This is a genomic window from Mastigocoleus sp. MO_188.B34, assembly GCF_030065675.1.
In the GTDB taxonomy this organism is placed as follows: domain Bacteria; phylum Cyanobacteriota; class Cyanobacteriia; order Cyanobacteriales; family Nostocaceae; genus Mastigocoleus.
The window spans coordinates 1-22074 of sequence record NZ_JASJDK010000124.1 but is presented as its reverse complement, the minus strand read 5'-3'; the positions used below and the strand labels follow the sequence as shown (position 1 = coordinate 22074).

At 36.0% G+C, this 22074-nt stretch carries 18 protein-coding genes; 10 read left to right on the top strand and 8 right to left on the bottom strand.

The window, feature by feature from the left end; all coding sequences use genetic code 11:
- Window positions 1-40 precede the first annotated feature (40 nt).
- Window positions 41-250: a hypothetical protein gene (locus QNJ50_RS23135; RefSeq protein ID WP_300640142.1), complete on the bottom strand. Its 210-nt coding sequence runs from the start codon at window positions 248-250 to the stop codon at window positions 41-43.
- Between the two features lie 301 nt (window positions 251-551).
- Here QNJ50_RS23135 and QNJ50_RS23130 point away from each other — a divergent pair, with 301 nt between their 5' ends.
- A complete protein-coding gene (locus QNJ50_RS23130; protein WP_300640139.1) occupies window positions 552-806 on the top strand; it encodes a hypothetical protein in 255 nt (84 codons plus the stop codon).
- Complete coding sequence (locus tag QNJ50_RS23125; protein ID WP_300640136.1) at window positions 796-1110, top strand: type II toxin-antitoxin system RelE/ParE family toxin; 315 nt, start codon at window positions 796-798, stop codon at window positions 1108-1110. Before QNJ50_RS23130 ends, QNJ50_RS23125 begins: the two co-directional genes overlap by 11 nt.
- A 311-nt stretch (window positions 1111-1421) precedes the next feature.
- On the opposite strand, the gene QNJ50_RS23120 is transcribed toward QNJ50_RS23125, so the two are convergent.
- Window positions 1422-4514, bottom strand: coding sequence for an adenylate/guanylate cyclase domain-containing protein (locus QNJ50_RS23120; RefSeq protein WP_300640133.1), 3093 nt, complete (start codon window positions 4512-4514; stop codon window positions 1422-1424).
- A gap of 107 nt (window positions 4515-4621) precedes the next feature.
- Between QNJ50_RS23120 and QNJ50_RS23115 the strand changes: the two genes are divergently transcribed.
- Entirely contained in the window at window positions 4622-5002 is a 381-nt protein-coding gene (locus QNJ50_RS23115; protein ID WP_300640130.1) for a CU044_2847 family protein, read from the top strand.
- A 124-nt stretch (window positions 5003-5126) separates the two neighbouring features.
- On the opposite strand, the gene QNJ50_RS23110 is transcribed toward QNJ50_RS23115, so the two are convergent.
- On the bottom strand, window positions 5127-5504 hold the full coding sequence (locus QNJ50_RS23110) for a sugar ABC transporter permease (RefSeq protein ID WP_300640127.1): 378 nt from the start codon (window positions 5502-5504) through the stop codon (window positions 5127-5129).
- Window positions 5505-5754: 250 nt separating this feature from the next.
- A complete protein-coding gene (gene aroF, locus QNJ50_RS23105) occupies window positions 5755-6642 on the bottom strand; it encodes a 3-deoxy-7-phosphoheptulonate synthase (RefSeq protein WP_300640124.1) in 888 nt (295 codons plus the stop codon).
- A gap of 1559 nt (window positions 6643-8201) precedes the next feature.
- On the opposite strand from aroF, the gene QNJ50_RS23100 reads away from it, so the two are divergent.
- The 4 genes from QNJ50_RS23100 to QNJ50_RS23085 all read left to right on the top strand — a co-directional run bounded on the left by QNJ50_RS23100 (window position 8202) and on the right by QNJ50_RS23085 (window position 11895).
- Window positions 8202-8702, top strand: a complete 501-nt coding sequence (locus tag QNJ50_RS23100; RefSeq protein WP_300640121.1) for a hypothetical protein — start codon at window positions 8202-8204, stop codon at window positions 8700-8702.
- A 541-nt stretch (window positions 8703-9243) separates the two neighbouring features.
- On the top strand, window positions 9244-9975 hold the full coding sequence (locus QNJ50_RS23095) for a pentapeptide repeat-containing protein (protein ID WP_300640118.1): 732 nt from the start codon (window positions 9244-9246) through the stop codon (window positions 9973-9975).
- Window positions 9976-10070: 95 nt separating this feature from the next.
- Window positions 10071-10895 (top strand): SDR family oxidoreductase, encoded by an 825-nt coding sequence (locus QNJ50_RS23090; RefSeq protein ID WP_300640115.1) that lies wholly within the window; start codon window positions 10071-10073, stop codon window positions 10893-10895.
- 52 nt (window positions 10896-10947) lie between these two features.
- Entirely contained in the window at window positions 10948-11895 is a 948-nt protein-coding gene (locus tag QNJ50_RS23085; protein ID WP_300640112.1) for an alpha/beta hydrolase, read from the top strand.
- A gap of 97 nt (window positions 11896-11992) precedes the next feature.
- Here QNJ50_RS23085 and QNJ50_RS23080 read toward each other — a convergent pair whose 3' ends face one another.
- The 4 genes from QNJ50_RS23080 to fabI form a co-directional block, all read right to left on the bottom strand.
- Entirely contained in the window at window positions 11993-15055 is a 3063-nt protein-coding gene (locus QNJ50_RS23080) for a PAS domain S-box protein (protein ID WP_300640109.1), read from the bottom strand.
- Window positions 15056-15369: 314 nt separating this feature from the next.
- A complete protein-coding gene (locus QNJ50_RS23075) occupies window positions 15370-16407 on the bottom strand; it encodes a DUF3445 domain-containing protein (RefSeq protein WP_300640106.1) in 1038 nt (345 codons plus the stop codon).
- Window positions 16408-16528: 121 nt separating this feature from the next.
- Window positions 16529-17170: an imidazoleglycerol-phosphate dehydratase HisB gene (hisB, locus tag QNJ50_RS23070; protein WP_300640103.1), complete on the bottom strand. Its 642-nt coding sequence runs from the start codon at window positions 17168-17170 to the stop codon at window positions 16529-16531.
- A 302-nt stretch (window positions 17171-17472) separates the two neighbouring features.
- The gene (gene fabI, locus QNJ50_RS23065) at window positions 17473-18249 is read right to left on the bottom strand and encodes an enoyl-ACP reductase FabI (protein ID WP_300640101.1); all 777 of its coding nucleotides are present in this window, start codon (window positions 18247-18249) and stop codon (window positions 17473-17475) included.
- A 380-nt stretch (window positions 18250-18629) separates the two neighbouring features.
- On the opposite strand from fabI, the gene ntcA reads away from it, so the two are divergent.
- From ntcA to QNJ50_RS23050, 3 genes are all read left to right on the top strand, one after another.
- Window positions 18630-19301 carry a global nitrogen regulator NtcA gene (ntcA, locus tag QNJ50_RS23060; RefSeq protein ID WP_027845460.1) on the top strand — a complete coding sequence of 224 codons (672 nt, stop codon included), beginning with the start codon at window positions 18630-18632 and terminating at the stop codon, window positions 19299-19301.
- A gap of 215 nt (window positions 19302-19516) precedes the next feature.
- Window positions 19517-21010 (top strand): DUF3084 domain-containing protein, encoded by a 1494-nt coding sequence (locus tag QNJ50_RS23055; protein ID WP_300640097.1) that lies wholly within the window; start codon window positions 19517-19519, stop codon window positions 21008-21010.
- 447 nt (window positions 21011-21457) lie between these two features.
- Window positions 21458-21913 carry a pre-16S rRNA-processing nuclease YqgF gene (locus QNJ50_RS23050; protein WP_300640094.1) on the top strand — a complete coding sequence of 152 codons (456 nt, stop codon included), beginning with the start codon at window positions 21458-21460 and terminating at the stop codon, window positions 21911-21913.
- Window positions 21914-22074 lie beyond the last annotated feature (161 nt).

The window sequence follows — 22074 nt, the reverse complement described above, 5'->3', positions numbered from 1 at the left end:
TGTGGTTGCGCGTAGCGCAACCACACACTTTGTCCTGTGCTTATTTTGCGAAAAAGTCTGGAATTTGATAACTAGCAACTTGGGTTAGTACTTGCTGTCGGGGAATAAACACCGGAGTTCCAGCTTTGGTTCCAGTCATGCTATGACCGCTCAAACCTTCTAAATCAAAGGCTTTTGATAAACCATAATCGCCAACTTTGACGATGACTTCGTCCTTGACTCGCGTGAGGAAGATATTACCCGGTTTCAAATCGCGATGAACTAAACCCTTACCTTTACCAAATCCTCCATCATTTAATTTTCCCTAAGTTGTCATGCTTGTCATTGTTATTTTTAGCAACTTTCAATATTTTTAGTACCTGTTCTAATAAGTTTGGTTGATCGGGATTATTAACTTCGAGCGTGACAAAGTTCGATAAAATGCCTAAAAAATATATAAATAATATGTCTGTATTTTTGATGATTTTCTAGGTATATCTTGAGAAAGAGACATTATTATTAGTAAGCTAATTCTGTTTCATATAATTATCTTAGTATTTAAATTAACTAAAATGAAAGCAATTGAAGTTAAGGCGACTGTCAACGAAATCGGTCAACTTTTTCTAGATAAACCGTTGAGCTTGAGCAATCGTAGCCGCGTTAGGGTCATCGTACTCGTTCCAAATCATCATTCTGGAGATGAGGAACTTTCCGAAACTGCCAGTGAAAGTTTCCGTCAGGGGTGGTACGATGCAATCATCGGCAATACAATACCTGTTTCTCAATTGTGGGAAGGAATTGATTGGGAAGAAATCGATGCAGAATAAATCATCTTTCATTAATGTGGAAGCAACCAATAAATTCCAACGTAACATACGTATTTTGGCAAATAAAAATCGTAATATTCGTAACGACATTGAGCCAGTTATTAAACGGCTAGAATCAGGAGAGTTACCAGGATATCTCGTTCCTGGACTTGGATATACAATTTTTAAGTTGAGGGTTAAAAGTAGCGATATTCAAAATGGGAAAAATGCTGAATATCAAATCATTTATTATCTTAAAACAGCTACAAATATTATTTTAGTAACTATCCATAACACCATGAACAGTTTTTCTAATTATTCATAAAAATAATCGGTGGTAAAAATAATTTATTTGTTGTTGAAATTATCGACTTAGAAAACTGAATAAAATGTCACAATAAACCTTAAAATTACATGTTACATTAACATTGCTTTGGATCTTGGGTCATTAATATGCTCATTGGTAAACAACTACCCTGATCTCTACAAAAGGAGTGATGGCAGAAATGGTTACTCTAATTTTTCGGCAAGGCTTTATTAGGGCTTGCTGAAAGGTAAAATATAAATTGATTGGTTATTTGAGGAAAAGTAGAATATGATTTATTGATATACAAAAATAATAAATTTAATTACCAATTACCAACTATCCATTGACAACTTATCTTTAAAAGTCCACACACCATCATCCCATTTCTTATCAATATCTTTTGGTGCAGATTCTAGCCAATAATTACAACGGTTCTTTTGCATTCTTGCAGCTAGATCGTTTCTATCTATTTGTAAAACATTTTCAAATTCTTTTTTGGCAAGATTGAACTGGCGATTGACGTAATATTTGCGCCCCTGATGATAATGTTCAATTTTTTCTATTCTTTTAGAATCTATGGGTTCATTACGAAAACCAATTAACTCATAAATAGCTACTGGCTCATTTCTACCTTTAATGCGAACGTAATCTAGTTCCCTAGACCATATTTTCTCCTGACAAGGTTTATAAGTGTTATCGCTAAGAATAATATCGCAACCATACTGTTTACTTAAACGTTCTAGTCTAGAAGCAAGATTAACTCCATTACCAATAGTAGTGAATTCCATTCGCCTGCTGGAGCCAATATTACCACTAATAACTGTATCAGAATTAATGCCAATACCGATATTAATGATTGGTTTATTACCAGCGCGACGACGTTGATTAAACTCATACAGACGATTTCGCATTTCTAAAGATGTTTGCACCGCCATCCAAGCATGTTCTTCTAGAGGTAAGGGGGAACCATAAACAGCCATAATAGCATCACCGATATACTTATCTAGGGTGCCTTTATGTGTGAATACGGCTTCAACCATTGATTCAAAATATTCATTGAGCATACTCACCACCTTTTCTGCTTCCAGATTTTCAATTAAAGTGGTGTAATCACGAATATCGGAAAATAAAATTGAAACTTCTTTGTGATCGCCTCCGAGTTTATCATCATCAAGTTGTAGTAAATCCTCTGCTAATTCTTGAGTCATGTGAGGGTACATTGTGCTCTTTAGGTGCTTTTCATAATTATTTTTATAGTCGTAACTGAGTTGGTAGTATTTTTTTATTTTTGGTTCCAGTAATGGTTCTATTTCTAACCACTTGCGCCTAACTTGACGTAATAATCCACCCATCATTAAATTTTCGTTATCTGGTTCTTTTTGCCATTCCCAAAATAAGTCTTCTACTCTATCAATTAGCTTTCGCAGTGCCCAGTTTTCTTGACGCCATTGAGAGAATCTTTGCCAACCTTCTATTAGTGCTTCATGGGCTAAATCAATCCACGCTTTCTCTTCCTGATCTTTACCACTTACTAATAACCGACCTTTTACTAATCCATTTTCACCATCTAATAACTCACTCAAGATTTCTTGTTTCTCAATTTCATCTCCAGTGATAGGTGAAGCCGACACCTGAAGGTGTATCGCTAATAGCTTTGCTTTTGGTTGTCGCTGACGAGTATCCTTCTTATCTTTACCAGTACGTATCAATCTTAAGAAAATTAACTTAATCCAATCCTTTTCCTGCTGAGTCCGTTCTTGAATAGGATTATCTTCTTCAAAATCTTTGTAGTTATAAACTTTTTCTGCATGGGAATTAAGCGTCCCATTTAATTCCCCTAACTTTTCATATTGCTCTAAAGTTAACTGATGTTTTTCTCGATCTCGTTTTTGCCATAATTCAGTTAGGGTAAATTCTAGTAAAGGCAAAAATCCTGGTTCTTTGTTGACATCTTCCAAAATTTTCATAAATAATTTGTCTTGAACAGAATAACCTTGAAGTTTCGCTGGTTCTTTAATTGCATCCTGTAAATCAATCCCAGTTAAACTTGGGATAAAAACAGCTTGGGTTTGAATTAATTTAGTTAGGGAAGGATAATCTAAACATGGTTCAAGAAAATCAGCCCGCAATGTAATCGCTACTGCTAAGGGGGAATCTGCTACGTTTATTACCTGAGTAAGTAGTTGAATAAATCTTTGTCTTTCTTCCCGATCAGCACAAATGGTAAAAACTTCCTCAAACTGATCCACCACCAGCAAAAATTGCTCTGAAGCTGGTAAGTGTTCAATAATGACAGCTAAAGTATTCTCTTGGTTTTCAATTAAATCTTTTAGCTGCTTTTCTTTAGTTGTTCCCAGGAAAAATTTTCGGAAAGTCCGTCTAAGTTCAATTAAAGGCTCAAATCCTGGTTTGATAGGATCTAATACTCGCCATCCCCTATCTTCTAATTCTGGAATTACACCAGCCCTAATTACTGAAGATTTACCACTTCCAGAAGCACCAATTACAGGCACAAAGGGCTTTTGTGTCAATCTTGCTAAAATATCATTGACAACCTGCTTGCGTCCAAAGAAAAATTGTTTTTGTTCCGCTTCAAATGCTTTTAAACTTTGGTAAGGACACTCTTCCTTAACTTCACAGTGCTGATTTCGAATTTTATTTGTGTGGGTAACCAAAGTAATAGAACGTCCCGAACCCATACGAATTGGTTCTTGTCCTAAACCTTGAAGTTCGCTATCAATCAGATCGAAAACGCGATCACAACTTATTTTTCCGTCATTACCAGCGTTTTCTTCTGCCAGTCCTTTGAGCAAAGCTTCAGTAAAAATACTATACTGTTTTCCCTCATAAGCTTTCTCTCCACTGCGACAAGCAGCAATCAAATAATAATCTTTTTCTGAAGTGTTAAAAGTTATTAGTGCTTGTTTGACTAAGTCATCTTCTAAAAGCGAACCTGCATGACAACAGTCGAGAATGACAACTAAACTACTTACCTGTGCTTTGCTAATCAATCCGTTGAGTCGACGTAGAGAGATTCCATTTTGTTGAGCGATTAGCTTTTCTCTTTCTCTATTGATTTCACAGTTAGAAGTCGCCAAAAATCCCTCATACTCCTCACCTAAATCATCCCAAATAGCAAAACCATGACCACTAAAATAAATTAGTGCTTCACTATTTTTAGCTTGTTCGAGTAAAAAATATTTTAATTCCCTCGTTAATTCTTCTCCGGTTAATTGTGAGTCTGCGACTTCACATTGATAGTGATTCAGCCAATTAGCAGGTAAACGTTTAACTTCCTGAAAATCTCCATGTTTTTCTAATATTTGTGCAATCGCTTCTGCATCACTTGCTGGTTTTTGTAAATCACCTAACATATTGCTGCCATATTGACTTATACCAACAATCAACGCATATCGCTTCATACAAATTAACCTTGCCCAGAAAATTTGTGAGATATCTACCTTAAACTACACATATATACTGAACAAGTACTTTTAATTCCATAAAAAACTTAATTCTTGAGGTCAAAATGTCACAAATACAACGGATGGAAATTCAAGAAGATGGAGAAACTTATGAAATTTATATAGAAACAAAAGAAAAACCCGATTCTTCAAAGAATCCGACTCGGGGTGGTGGAATGCGTCCTGGAGAAAAGGGAATTGACGATAAAGTAATTCTCAAAATGAGGGAAGCGCGTCAAACAATTCGCGGCTACGCAGTATATGCACTTGGTGCTTTTAAAGACTTTAAGTTTGCAGATGTAGAGGAAGTCACCCTGAAGTTTGGGATGAAAATTGGTGGTAAGGCTGGTATACCTTACATCACAGAAGGTACAGCAGAAAGCAATTTAGAGATAGAAGTGAAGTGTAAATTTCCATCTCGCAGTCAAAATCAAACTGGGAGTTAAAAATAGCAGAATTCAGAAGTCAGGAGTAAAAAGTATATTTTTAGTAACTATTTACACTTAGTTCTCAGACCTTAACTGATTTTGAGACTACTAAACTGTCCTTCCCTAACTAAATAATTTGCTGCTATTCACTAATAAATTTCTGTGCTGTCTCAATTGCTGTCACCAATTCTTCTTCGTTATCAACTTTGAGCTTAAGCTTTTTGTAGTTAGCTTCCACATCCAACTCGATAGCTTTTCCATTCATGCGATCGCCAATAAACTCAAATAAAACTTTGATTTTAGTTGGATCGACCATCGTTTTTAACCTTCCAAGAGAAAAAGGTCCAAATACTTTAGAACCAAGGGGAGCTTCTGCTACAGTGACCAAATTGACTGTTTCTACCCCATCAACTTCTTTGATTTCAGGTATTAACTTCTGAGTTTGCGCTTGTAATTCTTTGTCCTCTAAGCCATCTTCCGACCAAGAAATCATAATTTTAATTTGAGATGTATTTGTCACTTAAATCACCTATAAATACTCAGTAATTAGTAATAAGAATTCTATGGGTGATTAAAGTAAGTCAAGTAAAGAGGCGATTGAGATTGGAAATTAGGTATTTTTAATTTTCACTGTAAATATTAAATATTAGAATTCAGCCTAATGACCTCTATTGGTGTAATTAGTTGGATGGTGGTTGGCGCAAATCAATTTTGGATCTACAACAATATTATTGTCCTGCACCTAACACACCTACCTCATAAGCTTGAATTTAAGCCACATTTAATTGAGATGAATAATGGAAAGGGGTAGGCTTTGAACCTACCCCTACGTTTTCCGATATACTTCTTCCTACAGATGCAGCTACCGGTTTTAAGCTATCTACTAGTTCCACCATCGCTTCTAAAGATAATGCTTGACGAGCATCCGATACTGATTTTTCTGGCTCGGGATGACACTCAATAATTAAACCATCTGCACCACAAGCAATCGCTGCTTTAGCTAGAGGTGCAATCAATTCCCATTTACCTACTGCATGGGAAGGATCTACGATCGCCGGTAAATGGGTGATTTGTTTGAGTGCTGCGATCGCGCCCAAATCCAAAACATTGCGGGTGTAATTATCAAAACTACGAATACCCCGTTCACATAAAACTACATTGGGGTTACCATGACTGAGAATATATTCTGCAGCCATGACGAATTCTTCTATGGTTGCAGCTAAACCGCGTTTGAGCAATATTGGTTTTTTGACTTTACCCAAAGCTTTGAGTAGGTCAAAGTTATGCATGTTACGACTACCAACTTGCAGCATGTCAGCATGATTGGCTACTAATTCAATTTGAGAAACCGTCATTACTTCCGTAACAACTGGAATGTTATATTGCGATCGCATTTCTGATAAGATTTCTAACCCAGCTTTACCCATACCCTGAAAAGCGTAAGGGGAGGTGCGTGGTTTGTAGACTCCTCCCCTTAATGCTTGTACTGATGAAACAGAGAGTTTTTGAGTTACTGTTTCCATTTGTTCTAAACTTTCTACCGAACAAGGTCCACCAATTATTACCAGTTCTTTACCACCAACAACGACTTGCTCGGAAAGGTTTACAAGTGTTTGAGATTTAGAATCAGATTTAGATGCGAGTTTAGCGTCTTTCATTGTGAAGTCCTCTAAGAATTTGTACTGTTGATCAGCTTGAAAGCTGAAGTTAAGCGCTGAAATATTAGATTTATAAACGAGACTCAAATACCAGAACAGAAAACTAAGATGTTTTAGCCATAATAAAAACCCGGAACTTTTTGAGTTCCGGGTAGTGAGCTTTCGTTCAGCATCAAAAAATTACCCGGAACTTGTTCCGAACCAAAAATAAAATCCATAAAACCAATTAGTAACTTTGTGTTTGCTGAAGTTGCTCATTTTTGTCTTGAGTAGGATAAACAGAAAAAATTGCTTAAGGGATGAAAGTGAAAATTACCAATAAAAAAACCGCAGAGTTTCCTCTGCGGTTCACCGGGCGATTTCCATTAGGAAATTAGACTCACTCCCGGTGAACCGCCTTAAACCAAAAATAAAAATAACTTGTATTTCTGCTCATAATGTTATTGACAATAAGTATAAATACTCTAATTCCTAGGATATTCCGAAATAAAAAGCTGACCTCAAAAATTTAACCATAAAAGTTAAATCACAAATAGATATCAGAATTTAATAATGGAATACATTTTGTTTGACTACTTGCAAAGATATCAAAGACTTTTAGCAGCGTCAATAGTACTTAAAAACTGATACTACAACTACAAGGTATAATACATATATACAACCATCTACGTGAAGATTTACCTTGACTTCTATTTAAAAAGATTGCTTTTCAGTTTTTTTCGTTCAAAAAATATTTTAAACAGCATGGTGATGATATAGCAATCCTAAATAATTTGTGTGGTAAGAATCAATATTGTAGAGACGCGACATGTCGCGTCTCTACAGGATTTATCTGTTCACAAATCAAATATAACTGCTATATATCGTAATCCACATTACATCACAATGGAAAAAATAAATGCATCATAATATTAAGTTACAAAACTAATAAATGAATGAAATGATTATTTTTTGCTTTGTATAAACTTTTTTAGAGGGAATTTGAAATATAAATTTTTTTTAACTCCCCTAATTTCCTTTAAAAAACAGGTGAAAACCGGTCATATTTATCTTTTTTGAAGAAACATAGAAAAATAATGAGTACCTCTTAGCACCTACAAAAATTATATTTTACTAATTGAAGTCGTGATGTATAAAAAACTTAATTAATCCAGAGTTGTTTATTTTCATTAGCAACCTGAAAAAATGAAACAAACTAAAAATAACAATATGTTTATTTTTTAATATTTATGCTAACTGCCAATTTTTTATTCCCACCATACTAAGAGTTAATTCGACCACCTCTTTAAATCTAATAAGAAAATAGATAAATTCAATAAAGGACTCTCCAGAGAGATAATCTAATATTTATGAGTATTATTGCATTACTCGTGCGGTCATTTGCGTTAGACTCCCACTGTAGGGTGCAATTGAATTCAGGTCGGAATTAAATATGAGTTGTTAATTATAAATTAAAATTAAATACCTTTGCTAATTTGTAAATAGAAAGTAACAAATTTTGTTAGCTGACTTATCTTGCAATTCATTTTATTGTTTGTAAACAAGAGCCTCTAAATGTCATGCCAAGTTCAAAATTCAGTTCAAAGTTATTGAATAAAACTGTTGACTACCAAGGAGTTTACCCCTGTCCTCTATGTAGGGCGGGGGATATCTCTAACATGGCTTTAATGGAAGCAATGTCTTGTAATTTTTGCCAACAAATTTTTACTGTAGATCTGGAAAAACAAGAATTAATCTTACCTTCAAGACAACCCCCACTTACTTGGCGTTGGGATGGAATGAATTGGAAACAACCACGTTTAGAAGGAGTTGAATTAGGTTGGGGTTACACAGTAGGAGCCCTAGCTTTTATTGCTTTACCTACAACATTGACAGGCATAATTGCTTACTATCTGCCTCCTCAATCACAGCAACCATTTACATGGATACCTTGTATTTGGGCTTTTTTAACCTTTCTTTCCCACTCTTCTGTAATTATTTGGTTATTTGTAGAAATATACCAGATACCTGTAGCATCTTATTTTAGGGCAATGCAACAACGACTACTAAATCCTAATTAAGGCTGTTATATCTTGCTACTTAATTGAGCGAGGTGACTAAATCACAGTTATCAAAAAAATAACTGTATTTGGCTTTACCCTTTCCCATAGCCAGTTATCCATAACTGGTTAATCTAGTTAACAATTAATAGTAAAGAAGTGGAATTATCAAAATCAGGAATATTAACCAATAAGGAATATTAACCAAATTGTTATCGCCCACAGAAATAGCAAAATATAAGTTGCGGCCTTATTTGATACACTATTTATTGGTTATAAGCATATCTAAAATCAAGATTTTAGTTGAGAACTGATCCTAAATGAACTTAAAAAATGAACCTAAAAAAATGAACTTAAAAAAATACTTAAGAATTAAGATATTGTAATGATGTCAATTTCTGCCCCGAACGAAGTTCTAATAGCTCGAATGCTAATAATTGTTGCCAGAATAACTTGACTTTTAAGAGTAATTGCCCAAAAGTTAAAAAAATTTGCTTTGATAATTAAGCTGATAAAAAGCGGCATCACTCATAATTTATGTAATTTGTAAGCACAACGTCTTATGAGAGAGCTGGAGCGGTATTATAGGGTTTTAGAATTACAACCTGGAGCAACATTAGAAGAGGTTAACCAGGCACATAAAGATCTGGCTTTTGTTTGGCATCCGGATCGTTTGCCGCAAAATAACCAGCGCTTACAACAAAAAGCCCTGAAAAAGTTAAAGGAAATTAATGAAGCCAGAGACAAACTACGGTCTTTAAAAACTAAAAAGCATAGGAGTCTGAATAATTCATCTACTCCACCAAAGCAACCTAATTATTACAAACCATCTGCTTCATATAAACCACCTGCTTCACCTCAGAAACAGTCTAATAACTCCGCACCTTATCAATCCTCACCACCCAAACAACCCTCACCACCCAAAGTAAACTCAGATTTGAGTGGAAAAGACTTCAGCAGTGCAAATTTAAGCAATAAAGATTTATCCGGAAGAAATCTCAGTTATGCCAATTTGAGTGGGGCAAATCTCAGCGATACTTTTATGCATAAAGTTGTACTTAGAGGTGCGAATTTATCAGGAGCCAATTTATTTCGAGCTAATTTGCTGCTAGCAGATCTTCGGGAAGCAAATTTACGTTCGAGCAACCTAATCGGAGCGGATTTAAGTGGTGCTGATTTGAGAGGTGCTGATTTAAGAGGTGCAAGAGTTAGGTCTGGGGAACGCCTATTGGTAAAATTAATTGGCGCTAACTTGGGAGGAGCCATCATGCCAGATGGTACAGTCCATGATTAAAGATGGATTAGTGCCTATTGAGTAGTAATTTTGGAATTATCCATCTCCAATTACCAATTACCAATTACCCGTTAATCCCCGACTTCTTCTTATTTATGAATTTTATTATTATTGGTTGTGGCTATGTCGGTTATGCCTTAGCTGAACACTTACAACAGAAAAAAACCTGTGTGGTTACAGCTACAACAACAACACCGGAAAAAATATCTAAATTGCAAAAAGTTGCTCAAAAAGCACTTGTTCTGAAAGGGGAAGATATAGAAGGGCTGAAATCTGCTTTGCAAAATCAAGATACAGTTTTGCTAAGTATTGCCAGAATTGGTAATAGTACTTATCAAGAAACTTATTTACAAACTGCAAAAAACTTAGTTCGGGCTGTCAAAGATAACCCTACTGTAAAACAAATTATATATACATCTAGTTCTTCTGTGTATGGTAATTTTGGGGGTAATTTAGTAGATGAGGAAACACAGATTCAACCTACTTCTGAATCTGGCAAAACCTTAAGGGAAACCGAACAAATTTTACTTTCAGCCTCTAATGAAAAGCTGAGTATTTGTATCTTAAGACTGGCAGGGATTTACGGACCAAACCGAGAAATCAGAAAAATATATAGTCGATTTGCTGGAAAAACTCTTCCCGGAGAAGGAAAAGAAGCTGCAAACTGGATCCATCTTGATGACATTGTTGGAGCAATAGATTTCGCGAGCCGCCATAGATTGGCAGAAATTTATAATGTAGTTGATGATGCAAATTTAACTAGATACGAAGTTATAGAAAAAGTTTGTGCAGAGCACAATTTAGAAAAAATTAAATGGGATTCCTCATTAGAAAGTAGTCGTTCTTCTAACGCTAGAGTTTCCAATCAAAAATTAAAAGCTGCTGGCTATAAGTTAATTCATCCACAGATTATTTTTTGATCTATCAGTTATCAGTTATCAGTTAACAGTTTATGACTTATTTCGATTAATTATGAATTTAAATACAATAACTTCTAGCATACAGTTTTACAACTGGAATAATTATCGCTGTGCGTACGAATTTTACCAACCAAATAATCAACCTAATGCTTCTAATTCATATTTAACTCCCATAGTCTTAATACATCCAATTGGTGTAGGTCTATCCAGAAAATTTTGGCACAGATTTTGTCAAGAATGGTATCAGCAAGACAAACCAAATCAAATTTATAATCCAGATCTGCTTGGATGTGGAGAAAGTGATAAACCCCGTGTTGCTTATTACCCTGAAGATTGGGCAGAACAATTACAATGTTTTTTACATAAAGTAGTCAAGAAGCCAGCTATTTTGATTGTTCAAGGTGCGTTATTTCCCGTAGCAATTGAATTAGCTCAAAAGTATTCCAATTTAATTCATGGGCTCGTTCTGGCTTGTCCTCCGAATTGGAAAGTCATGACACAAGAAACTTCAAATCAACAGCAAAAAATAATTTGGAATTTGTTAAATTCTCCTCTAGGTGGTGCTTTTTATCGCTATGCACGTCGTGAAAAGTTTTTACAAAATTTTTCAGTCAAACAATTATTTGGATCAGCAGATGCTGTGGATGCAGAATGGTTAAATACACTACGTGCTGGTTCAAAAAATCCCGCAACTCGTCACGCAGTATTTTCTTTCCTAGCTGGATTTTGGCGCAAAGATTATCTTGATGGAATTTCCTCGATTAAGCAACCCACATTGGTTGTGGTGGGTCAAGAGATATCAAGCATTAGTAAAGAAGGAAAAACAGTTCAAGCAGATGAATGGTTAGCACAATACTTAGCTGTTCTACCGCAAGGTACTGGAATAAAACTTCCAGGTCGAAATGTTTTACCCTACGAATCAACTACTGAATTTGTGAAGGGAATATCACCATTTATTGAAAAATTTTCAGATGGTTATTCTCAATCGGATAAGGATTGATTTTTATTTAGGGAATAGGGAAGTAGGAACAGGGAAAAGGGAACGGGAACAAAGAAGAAATAAAAATATTCACTGTACCTTGAGTTTTTGAAAAACGCTACAAGAGCGATGTTAAAGAATTCAATAATTCCTGTGCAGTGAAAGGTTTTGACAGAAATTGTTGCGCTCCACTTCCTGCAGTTTGTGTGAGACTTTCCATGGATGCTAATCCACTCATAGCAATAATTTTCACTTGTGGATTCATTCGCTTCAAGGTACGAATTGCTGTCGGTCCATCCATCAAAGGCATCATCATATCAATTAAGACCGCAGAAATTTCATGTTTATGGACAGCGTACAAAGAAATTCCCTCAATACCATCTTTAGCTATCAATACCTTAAAATTATAGGTTTCCAATGTGGCTTTAATAATTTCACAAATACTAGCTTCATCATCAACTAACAAAATTAATTCTCCACTCGCCGGGAACAACTCGGAATTTTGGGTGGCTTGAGGAACAATACCTTGCCGGCTAGGTAAATATACTTTAAATTGGCTGCCTTGTTCTACTTTGCTATATATCTCCACAAAACCGCCGTGGTTTTTGACGATCCCTAAAACAGTTGATAGACCAAGTCCTGTTCCTTTACCTACTTCTTTAGTTGTAAAAAAGGGATCGAAAATTCTGTCTATATTTTCCGGAGGAATCCCAACCCCGTTATCAGCAATTGTTACAGCTACATAAGGACCAACTTTTGCCTCAATGTTCATCCTGGCATAGTTTTCATCAATTGAGACATTTTGAGCAGAAATACTTAATTTTCCTCCATCAGGCATTGCATCACGAGCATTGACAATCAAATTAATTAATACTTGATGCAATTGGGTGGGGTCTGCAGAAACAATCCATAAATCTTGCGATATATTCTTTTCAATTTCAATCGATTTAGGAAATGTTTCTTTGACAAATTGCTCGACATCTTTGAGTAAATGCTTAATTTGGACTAAGGTACGCTTAGTCTCATCACCACGGGCAAATGATAGAATTTGCTTGACCAAGTCAGCACCGCGTTTGGCACTATTTTCCAAAGTTTCTAACATCTGCTTGGAAGTAGTATCCAGATTGTTGACCTTGATCGGTAATAATTGGGCAACACCCAAAATTGGTGTCAAAATATTGTTGAGATCGTGAGCAACCCCACTAGCCAAAATACCAAGACTATCCAAGCGTTGGGCGCGAAGAAATTGTGCTTCTAATTGTTTCTTCTCTGTAATATCAGTATCAACTGTCAGGATAGATTTAGGATTTCCTGCTTTATCCCTTACTAAACTCCATCTACTGGCAACAATAATTTCTTTACCACTTTTAGTTACTTGACATAACTCACCTTGCCAAGAATTATTCTCGCTAACTTTTTCTAATGCGTCTATCAGTTCTGGTGATTTTTTTGGATATAAAAGTTCATTAGCAATTTTACCGATCGCTTCTGAAGAATTCCAACCATACATACTTTCAGCAGCTCGATTGTAATATAAAATTTCCCCTGATAAGCTTCGTAATAAAATTGCGTCCGTAGTAACATCAAGTAGGGCTGCTTGTTCAGCGATTTTTTCCTCAGCAAGCTTGCGATCAGTCAGATCTACACAAGAACCGACATAACCGGCAAAACTCCCATTTGGATTAAATCTGGGCGTTCCCCGATCCAAAATCCAGCGATATTCACCATCGTAACCTCGCAATCGGTATTCCATGGAGAACGATCGCCGTTCGTCAAACGATCTAAAGTAAATATCTAAAGACTTTTGTCTATCCTCTGGATGAATACCCCGAATCCAACCATGACCAATTTCATGTTCCAAAGTTTGTCCGGTTAGTTCAAGCCAACAGGAATTGAAGTAAGTACAATGTTTATCTGTATCAGTAAGCCAAATCATCACCGGAGCAGTATCAGCCATGGTGCGAAATCGCTCTTCGCTTTCTTGTAAAGCGGCTTGTGCTTGCTTAACTTCAGTTATATTACTAATCACCAAGATAACTGTTGGTGCTTTCCCGTTAACTTGATTTGGTACAATTTTGGTTGTGTAAAACTGAACTTTACCTTGAAAATTAAGAATTGAATATTCTATTTCCTTAACTTGTCCGGTATCAAAAACTTCCGCGATCGCAGACTCAACTTTGGAAAGTTGTCCTTCAGGAAAAGATTCTGTTAATTTCCCATACAGTAAATGTTTTTGAGTTACTTCCTCATAAGCTATGTTCGCGAAGAGAATTGTACCTTTACGATCCAATTCGTAAATACAAATAGGTACATTTGAGGTCGTAGAGTTTAAATTTTGAACTGAATTGTCAGAATTTTCTTGATTTTCGTCTAACTCTGACTCTGATGGTTGATATCGATTAATATCCTTTTGCTTCGAAGACTCTAATTCTTGATCGCAATATTTATTATGAGCTTTTAATTTACCGCTAGGATATAGAAAATTAAACTCTGTTTCACTAGCAATATCTTTTTCACTCTCATCCATTTCGTCAAAAGAAACTGTACTAATTTGACCAGTTCTTTGACTATCTACCTCTTCATATACTGAATTAATAAATTGATGTTTCGTTTCTAGACCTGAGACTAAGGTCTCTCCTATTTGCTTTAATTGATTTATTTTTCTTCCTACTTGATTTTGTGAGTTTTCAGTAACACCAATTTTTTCTAAATTATCTAAAACTTGTAATAAAGTACTTTGAGTAACTATTCCTACTAAAGAATTTTGTCGATCTACAATTGGTAAATGACAAACTCTATGTTCGCGCATTAAGGAACGAACTGCGAAAATATCCCGTTCGGGGGATTGCTTTATTTTTATTATCTCCCGCGTCATTACTTCGGAAATTCTCATCTTAGATAAGTTTTTCCCAGCAATAGTAAGTCTAATTACATCTGTTTGAGTTAATATTCCTACTACATTTAAATTCTCTACAACTAATACATAATCTTCCGGCTTCTGGCTGACATTAATTTTTTCGGGTCGATAATTTGCGAACTCATAACTATTACTAGTTCTTGCCCAACCCATCATCACAGCAATTGCATCGACAACTAAAATATCGGATGGGACTGTTAATGGAGAAGTGTCTATCGCCTGCTTTAAAGCAAATAAATCAATTTGTTCGGCATTCTGCTGCATAATTACAATGCCTTATAAAAACTCAATATATAATCCACGTCTATTAATTCAAAATTACTACAGAGTAAAAAATACATACTCATTCAAAGCTAAATAAATAACATTTGAGTGACTCAGAATGATTGCTCGTGTCACTTTAAATAAAGTGTTTTCAGTATTGTAGCGATTTTTTTGGTCGCAAATATTTTTTATTAATTTTTATTATTAAATTCCTGTTTGTGTTGACTAACAAAAATAGGTAACTTCACTTTTGTATTCAATGTAAAATTTAGCATCAAAATAAGATACAAGTATTTACAGTACTAAAAAAGTATTTAAATAGACATCACATCATTATTTAAGAAATTCAAAATATCTTCTTTACTATTATTTAATCCCTTATAAATTAAAGAATCTGATGTCATAGACTTAATAGCATAGGATAATTTATACCTTAATAATTTGTCTTTTTTTAACAAACTACAATCACGAAAATAAGTACGGATAGTAAATAAAGATGCGTTATGTTCAGGTAAACCCCACATAGTCTGACGTTCAATTCTTAAATATAATCGGGGATAATCTCGATTGAAATTTCTCCCATTCCATTTTTCAACTGATATGTTGTGCGGTGCTTGTGGATGATGGTTAAGCCGCGTATCAGTACTCAAACCCCAAGCAAAACGTACCATTGGTTTGCGAATAATAATAGTGTTGACAATCTTATCAGCTTGGCGGTTAATTTTTTCCATACATGCCACAGGAGCATGTACTGTCGCAAAATCTTTACCTATTTTTTCTTCTGCTGACCAATGGTTGGGAAAACATAAGTGAATAGCACTTACCCAGTTTTTAGCATTTCTATCACGGCAAATAACTGTGATATCTTCTTGAATTTGTGTTGCTAAAGCATCGAGGGTAGAAGTATAAATCGGAACTACTTTTTTACCATTAAATTCAACTGCTTGTAGTTGCAAATTTTTGTCTAAGTAGAAGCTTTCCCCGGTAAGAAAACTATTAAATATGACATTCCCATCACCTAAAAATTGTGTATTAAAATATTGGGGATATTCTTTGGTTAAGCGATCAATAATTAACCCTGCGACAGCATTTCCAACACCTGAAGAATAATTATGAGTTTGGTAATATTTATCTAAATTTTCTTTACGAGCAGCAAGCTTTAATCGACGATAATGAGCAAAATTACTATCAATTTGAAATACCTGTTCGTCTAATTTACCGTTACCTAAGTCGGAACCGAGAGGAATCATTCCTGGTTTGACCTCATAACGCCCATTAGCTAGAGGAAAATACCAAATAGGAATTTCAGATTTTTCCACCGTTTCAGCTTCTAAAAGTAAATCTGACACCATGGATCTCTTTGGAAAAAATTAACGAGTAATGTTAGCGCACATTAATGAGTACTTTTATTTATCTCTCCACACTCCCCACACTTCCCACACTCCCCACACTCATCAGCTGACTTCAGTAAAATCAGAGAACCCCTTTAGAACTAGGAATACTACTTGCACGACGGGGATCTATTTCTACAGCCATTCGCATAGCCCGAGCAAAAGCTTTAAAGGTCGCTTCAATGATGTGATGTGAATTAATTCCATCAAGTTGACGAATATGTAACGTCATTTGTGAGTGGTTAACAACTCCGATAAAAAACTCTCGCACCAACTGAGTATCGTAAGTTCCTACCCTTTGGGTGGGTATTTCTAAACCGTAGGTAATGTGGGGACGTCCGGAAAAGTCCAAAACTACCTGAATTAAGGATTCATCTAAAGGCGCAATAAAATGACCAAAACGGACGATTCCTTTGCGATCACCTAATGCTTTTGCAATTGCTTGTCCCAAAGTGATTCCCACATCTTCGTTGGTGTGGTGATCGTCAATTTCCACATCGCCCTTAGCCTTAATATCCAAGTCGAACAAACCGTGGGAAGCTATTTGATGCAACATATGATCCAAAAAAGGAATTCCTGTCGCAGCACGACAATGTCCCGTTCCATCTAGGTTAATTGTCACCTGCACATCTGTCTCGCCGGTGGTGCGACTAACTGAAGCAATGCGAGGGTTATTAACCGTACTTTGATGGCGGGACTGAATTTGACGATTACTTGTTTGCATAGGAGCTTGCCATTTAGATAAAGTCTTGAGGGTGGAAAATGCCAATAGCTACATCTAAATACAAAACTGACTTTGAGTAATTAGCTTGTAGCTATTAACAAATGAAAGTTCGTAGTTGGAAGTTCGCAACTAGAAATTCATACTCGGAAATTCTCAACTTAAGGTTTAAAATTCGAGGCTCATAATTTCAGGCTTACAACTTCAGGCTTACAATTTCAGGCTTACAATTTCAGGCTTACAATTTCAGGCTCGCAACTTGAGATTAACAACTTTGAGATTAACAACTTGAAAGTGTTGATTATTTACATACCCATGATTTCATATCCAGCATCAACATAGAGTACTTGTCCCGTAATTCCACTTGCTAGATCGCTGCATAAAAAAGCTGCCGCATTTCCTACTTCTAATTGAGTAACAGTACGTCGTAATGGTGCTACTTCTTCCACATGATGAATCATGTCTAAAATACCTCCAACCGCAGAAGAAGCTAAAGTTCTAATTGGACCTGCAGAAATTGCATTTACACGGATATTTGCTGTACCTAATTCAGCCGCAAGATAACGTACGCCGGCTTCCAAACCAGCTTTAGCAACTCCCATTACATTATAATTGGGCACAGCTCTGGTACCACCTAAATAAGTTAATGTGAGAATACTTCCACCTTCTTTCATCAATGGTTTAGCTGCTGCTGCTAGTTGAGCTAATGAATAAGTACTGACTTCCAATGCTGTATGAAAACCAGAACGTGAAGTCTCACTAAATCCACCAGTCAAGTCTTCTTTTTTTGCAAAAGCAAGACAATGGATCAAAATATCTATTTTTTCCCATTTTTCAGCAATTGTTGTAAAAGTAGATTTTACTTGTTCGTCATCTTGAACATTACAAGGCAAGAATAAGCTGGGGTTCAGAGGTTCTACAAGATCGGAGACTTTCTTCTGCATTTTACCCTTTTCATCGGGTAGATATGTTACACCTATATTTGCCCCAGCTTTATGCAATTGCTGTGCAATTCCCCAAGCAATAGAACGATTATTAGCAATACCTGTTACAAGTGCATTTTTTCCTGTTAGATCCAGCATAAAAATTAATAACGTAAGCAATCATGCTTGAGCATACTAGAATTTGAGTCTAGTATGTCTTTGTTTAAACAAAAAAAATTTAAAATCATAAAGGTTGAGTTTTTTAACTGCCATAAAATTTCTATTTACTTCTTAAAATATTCTGAATATATGTTGTTTTTTCTCTTAACAAAATCACTCAAATATAAATTTTCTAATTAAGTCTCAAAAATTAGTAGATCGAAACATGAAAAATTATGTATCATGATGAACAAATAGTTAAAAGGATAAGAGGTTGAGTATAGTAAATAACAAAAATGTTGACAATGCAAATTCAATTTTTCAAATGTATTCTTAGGTAATCTAGTTTTGTTTTTCCGGCATTGGGTAGGGGAAGGGAGATGATCGTGACACAAGATAAAGCCCTAGCAAATGTATTTCGTCAAATGGCAACTGGGGCATTTCCACCAGTTGTTGAAACTTTTGAGCGCAATAAAACGATCTTTTTTCCCGGCGATCCTGCTGAACGTGTTTATTTTCTACTCAAAGGTGCAGTCAAACTTTCCAGGGTGTACGAAGCAGGAGAAGAAATAACAGTAGCATTGCTACGGGAAAATAGTGTTTTTGGCGTCTTATCTCTGCTAACGGGAAACAAGTCAGATAGGTTTTACCATGCAGTTGCTTTTACACCTGTAGAATTACTCTCAGCACCCATTGAGCAGGTGGAGCAAGCATTCAAAGAAAATCCCGAACTGTCGATGTTAATGCTGCGGGGTCTATCTTCACGAATTTTGCAGACAGAAATGATGATTGAAACGCTCGCTCACCGAGATATGGGTTCCAGGTTGGTGAGTTTTTTACTGATTCTCTGTCGAGATTTTGGAGTTCCTTGTGCTGATGGAATTACTATCGATCTGAAGCTATCTCATCAGGCGATCGCTGAAGCTATTGGCTCTACACGCGTTACCGTGACAAGGTTACTAGGCGATTTGCGCGAGAAAAAGATGATTTCCATTCACAAGAAAAAGATTACGGTGCATAAACCCGTGACTTTAAGTCGACAATTCACTTAAAACTGGTTTGAGGGAGATGGAGATGGCTTAGGAAGTTTCAAAGCTTTGCGCTTAATACTTAGTCAAAATTCAAAAGTGTAATTTTAACTATTTACTTTCTAATTGCTGAAACTTACACTTCATAAGTAATATCAGCTATTGCCAATCTCCAATTCTCCACAGAAAATGTCAAGAAGTAGTAGGCTGTATCTGGGAGGGTTTCGGTAACGTAAAGTATGGACTCTGGGTACATCATAGTTTTAGCTGTTTTAATTTTGGGAGGCGTTATTGCCACCGTTGGTGACCGAATTGGTACGCGGGTTGGTAAAAAGCGGCTCTCACTCTTTAAGTTGCGCCCAAAACATACAGCAGTATTAATAACAATTATTACAGGGGTAGGAATTTCCCTCTCAACTCTAGGAATTATTTTTCTGGTAGATAAAAATCTACGTCGGGGTATTTTGGAGCTAGAACATACTCAAAATGACCTCAGACGCGAACGCAAACAATTAAAGAAAACCGAAGCTCAAAAACGTCAAGTTGAGGAAAAATTAAGTGCAGTCAAGCAGCAGCAGGTAGAAGCTCAAGAAGCATTAAAGAAAATTAATAAAACTTTAGAAAGAGCCAATGCGAAGCAGCGAGTTACCCAAGCTCAACTCGAAGATACCCTCACCCGTCAAGCTCAAACTGAAAACAAACTCCAACGAACCACTTCTCAGTTGACTCGGGTTGTTGAACAGTACAAACAAGCCAGGTCGGAACTACAAAATGTTTATAACCAGAGAAACGAACAATTAAAACGAATCGAGCAACTGAAAATCGAACGTAAGAGACTTGTAGATGAAATCGGACAAGCCCGAGTTGCAATTGAACAACGCGATCGCGAAATCACAAATAGAAATCTTCAACTAGAAGACCGAGATCGGAAAATTCTCGAATTAGATAAACGGATCCAAAAACGTAATTCTGAGATTAAAGCCCGGGAACAAGAAATTGCTCAAAGACAAAAAATTATTGAAGAAAAGCAAAACCTTTTAAAAGACTTACGAGCACAACAACAATTTTTACAACAGCAACTTGGTAAGTTAGGTGAGTCTAACCAAGAACTGCGTAGGGGTAAATTAGCACTATTTCGGGGTCAAGTATTAGCAGAAGCAGTAGTTAGCGTTAAAGAACCAACAGCAGCGCGTCAAGCAGTGGTTAGACTATTGCAAGAAGCTAGTCGTAACGCAATTAATCGGTTGAGAGAACCAGGGGTTAATGAGATTAATCCCCAACCATTGTATGTAACAAAATCACAGGTACGGCGATTAAGCCGAGAAATTAATGATGGTCGAGAATATGTAGTCAGAATTTTCTCAGCAGAAAATTATGTCAAAGGGGAAAAAAGGATAGAAATTTTTGCTGACGCAACGCCTAATGAAATTGTATTTTCCAGAGAGGAAGTACTAGCAGCAACAACAGCAAATCCTAGAAAAATGACATCTTATCAACTGCGCCAAAGAGTTGAATTATTAATTACAGCTTCCCAATTTCGTGCTCGCAGTGCTGGAATCTTAAAGGATGTCGAAATAGATTCTACTTTTTTGCGTTTTATTGAGCAGTTAAGGAAATACGATCAAGAATTAGATATTAAAGCAATTTCAGTTAGAGACACTTATACAGAAGGTCCTTTAAAAGTTAAGTTGATAGCAACAAATCGTAAAGGTGAAATTATTTTTAGCACTTAAAAATAACATTTTTTTTATAAAAAAGAGACGATAAATATATTTTTTAATGCATAAATTGGGATATAAACCTAGGAATAAATATTATTTTAGAAAGTTAAATTATTAAACGTTTTAATTTAAAATATAGCTTTACTGGATAGTACATTAATCAATAATATATAACAATCACATTTCATTTTTGAATAGGTAAATCCTGTATAGCCATTGCATTAAACATCTCTACAACATTTATTTTTACCTACGGTACCCTCACGCGTTTGGACGCACTACGTGTATGACTAAAATCACGCTACCGCTAACAGCAAGAGACGTGCAAACATCTTTGATGCGGCTAACATAAATGATTTAGGATTACTATATAAAATAGAATAAATGTAGAATATAAAAATTCTCAATTGCGAAGAACTAACACTTGATACCTAGTTTATTGATACCTAGTTTATTGATATGAATTTTGGTGAATTTTCGCCCACACAACCTTTGCTTTTGGGATTCGATCCAGGTAGGGATAAATGCGGTATTGCAGTAATGGGACTGGATAGACAACTGCATTATCATCAGGTTGTTCAGTCAGCTGAAGCAGTAAAGACTATTGAAACATTACGAAAAAAATACCCAATTTCATTGATGATTATGGGCGATCAAACCACAGCAAAGCAGTGGAAACAAAAATTACTAGAATCGCTTGCCGAAACCATAAACATTATTTTGATAGACGAACGCAACACCAGCTTACTTGCACGCGATCGCTATTGGGTAATGTATCCACCAAAAGGATTATCAAAGTTAATACCACAAGGAATGCGTCAACCACCAAGACCAATAGATGATATTGTAGCTATCTTACTAATTGAAAGGTACCTCAATCGTTTAACTGAACCGATGAACAGCGAACAGTATTAGCGGATCTGGAGCCGTTACCTTTGGATCGCCGATACCGCAGGTTCTGAATGGAGTAGGGACGGAGCGCACCTTCACACTTCACAGCCTGCGTGTTTCTCTATCCCTCTCCCCAAACCGGACTTGACACTTTCGCGTCATCCGGCTTTCCATCATTGCAACCG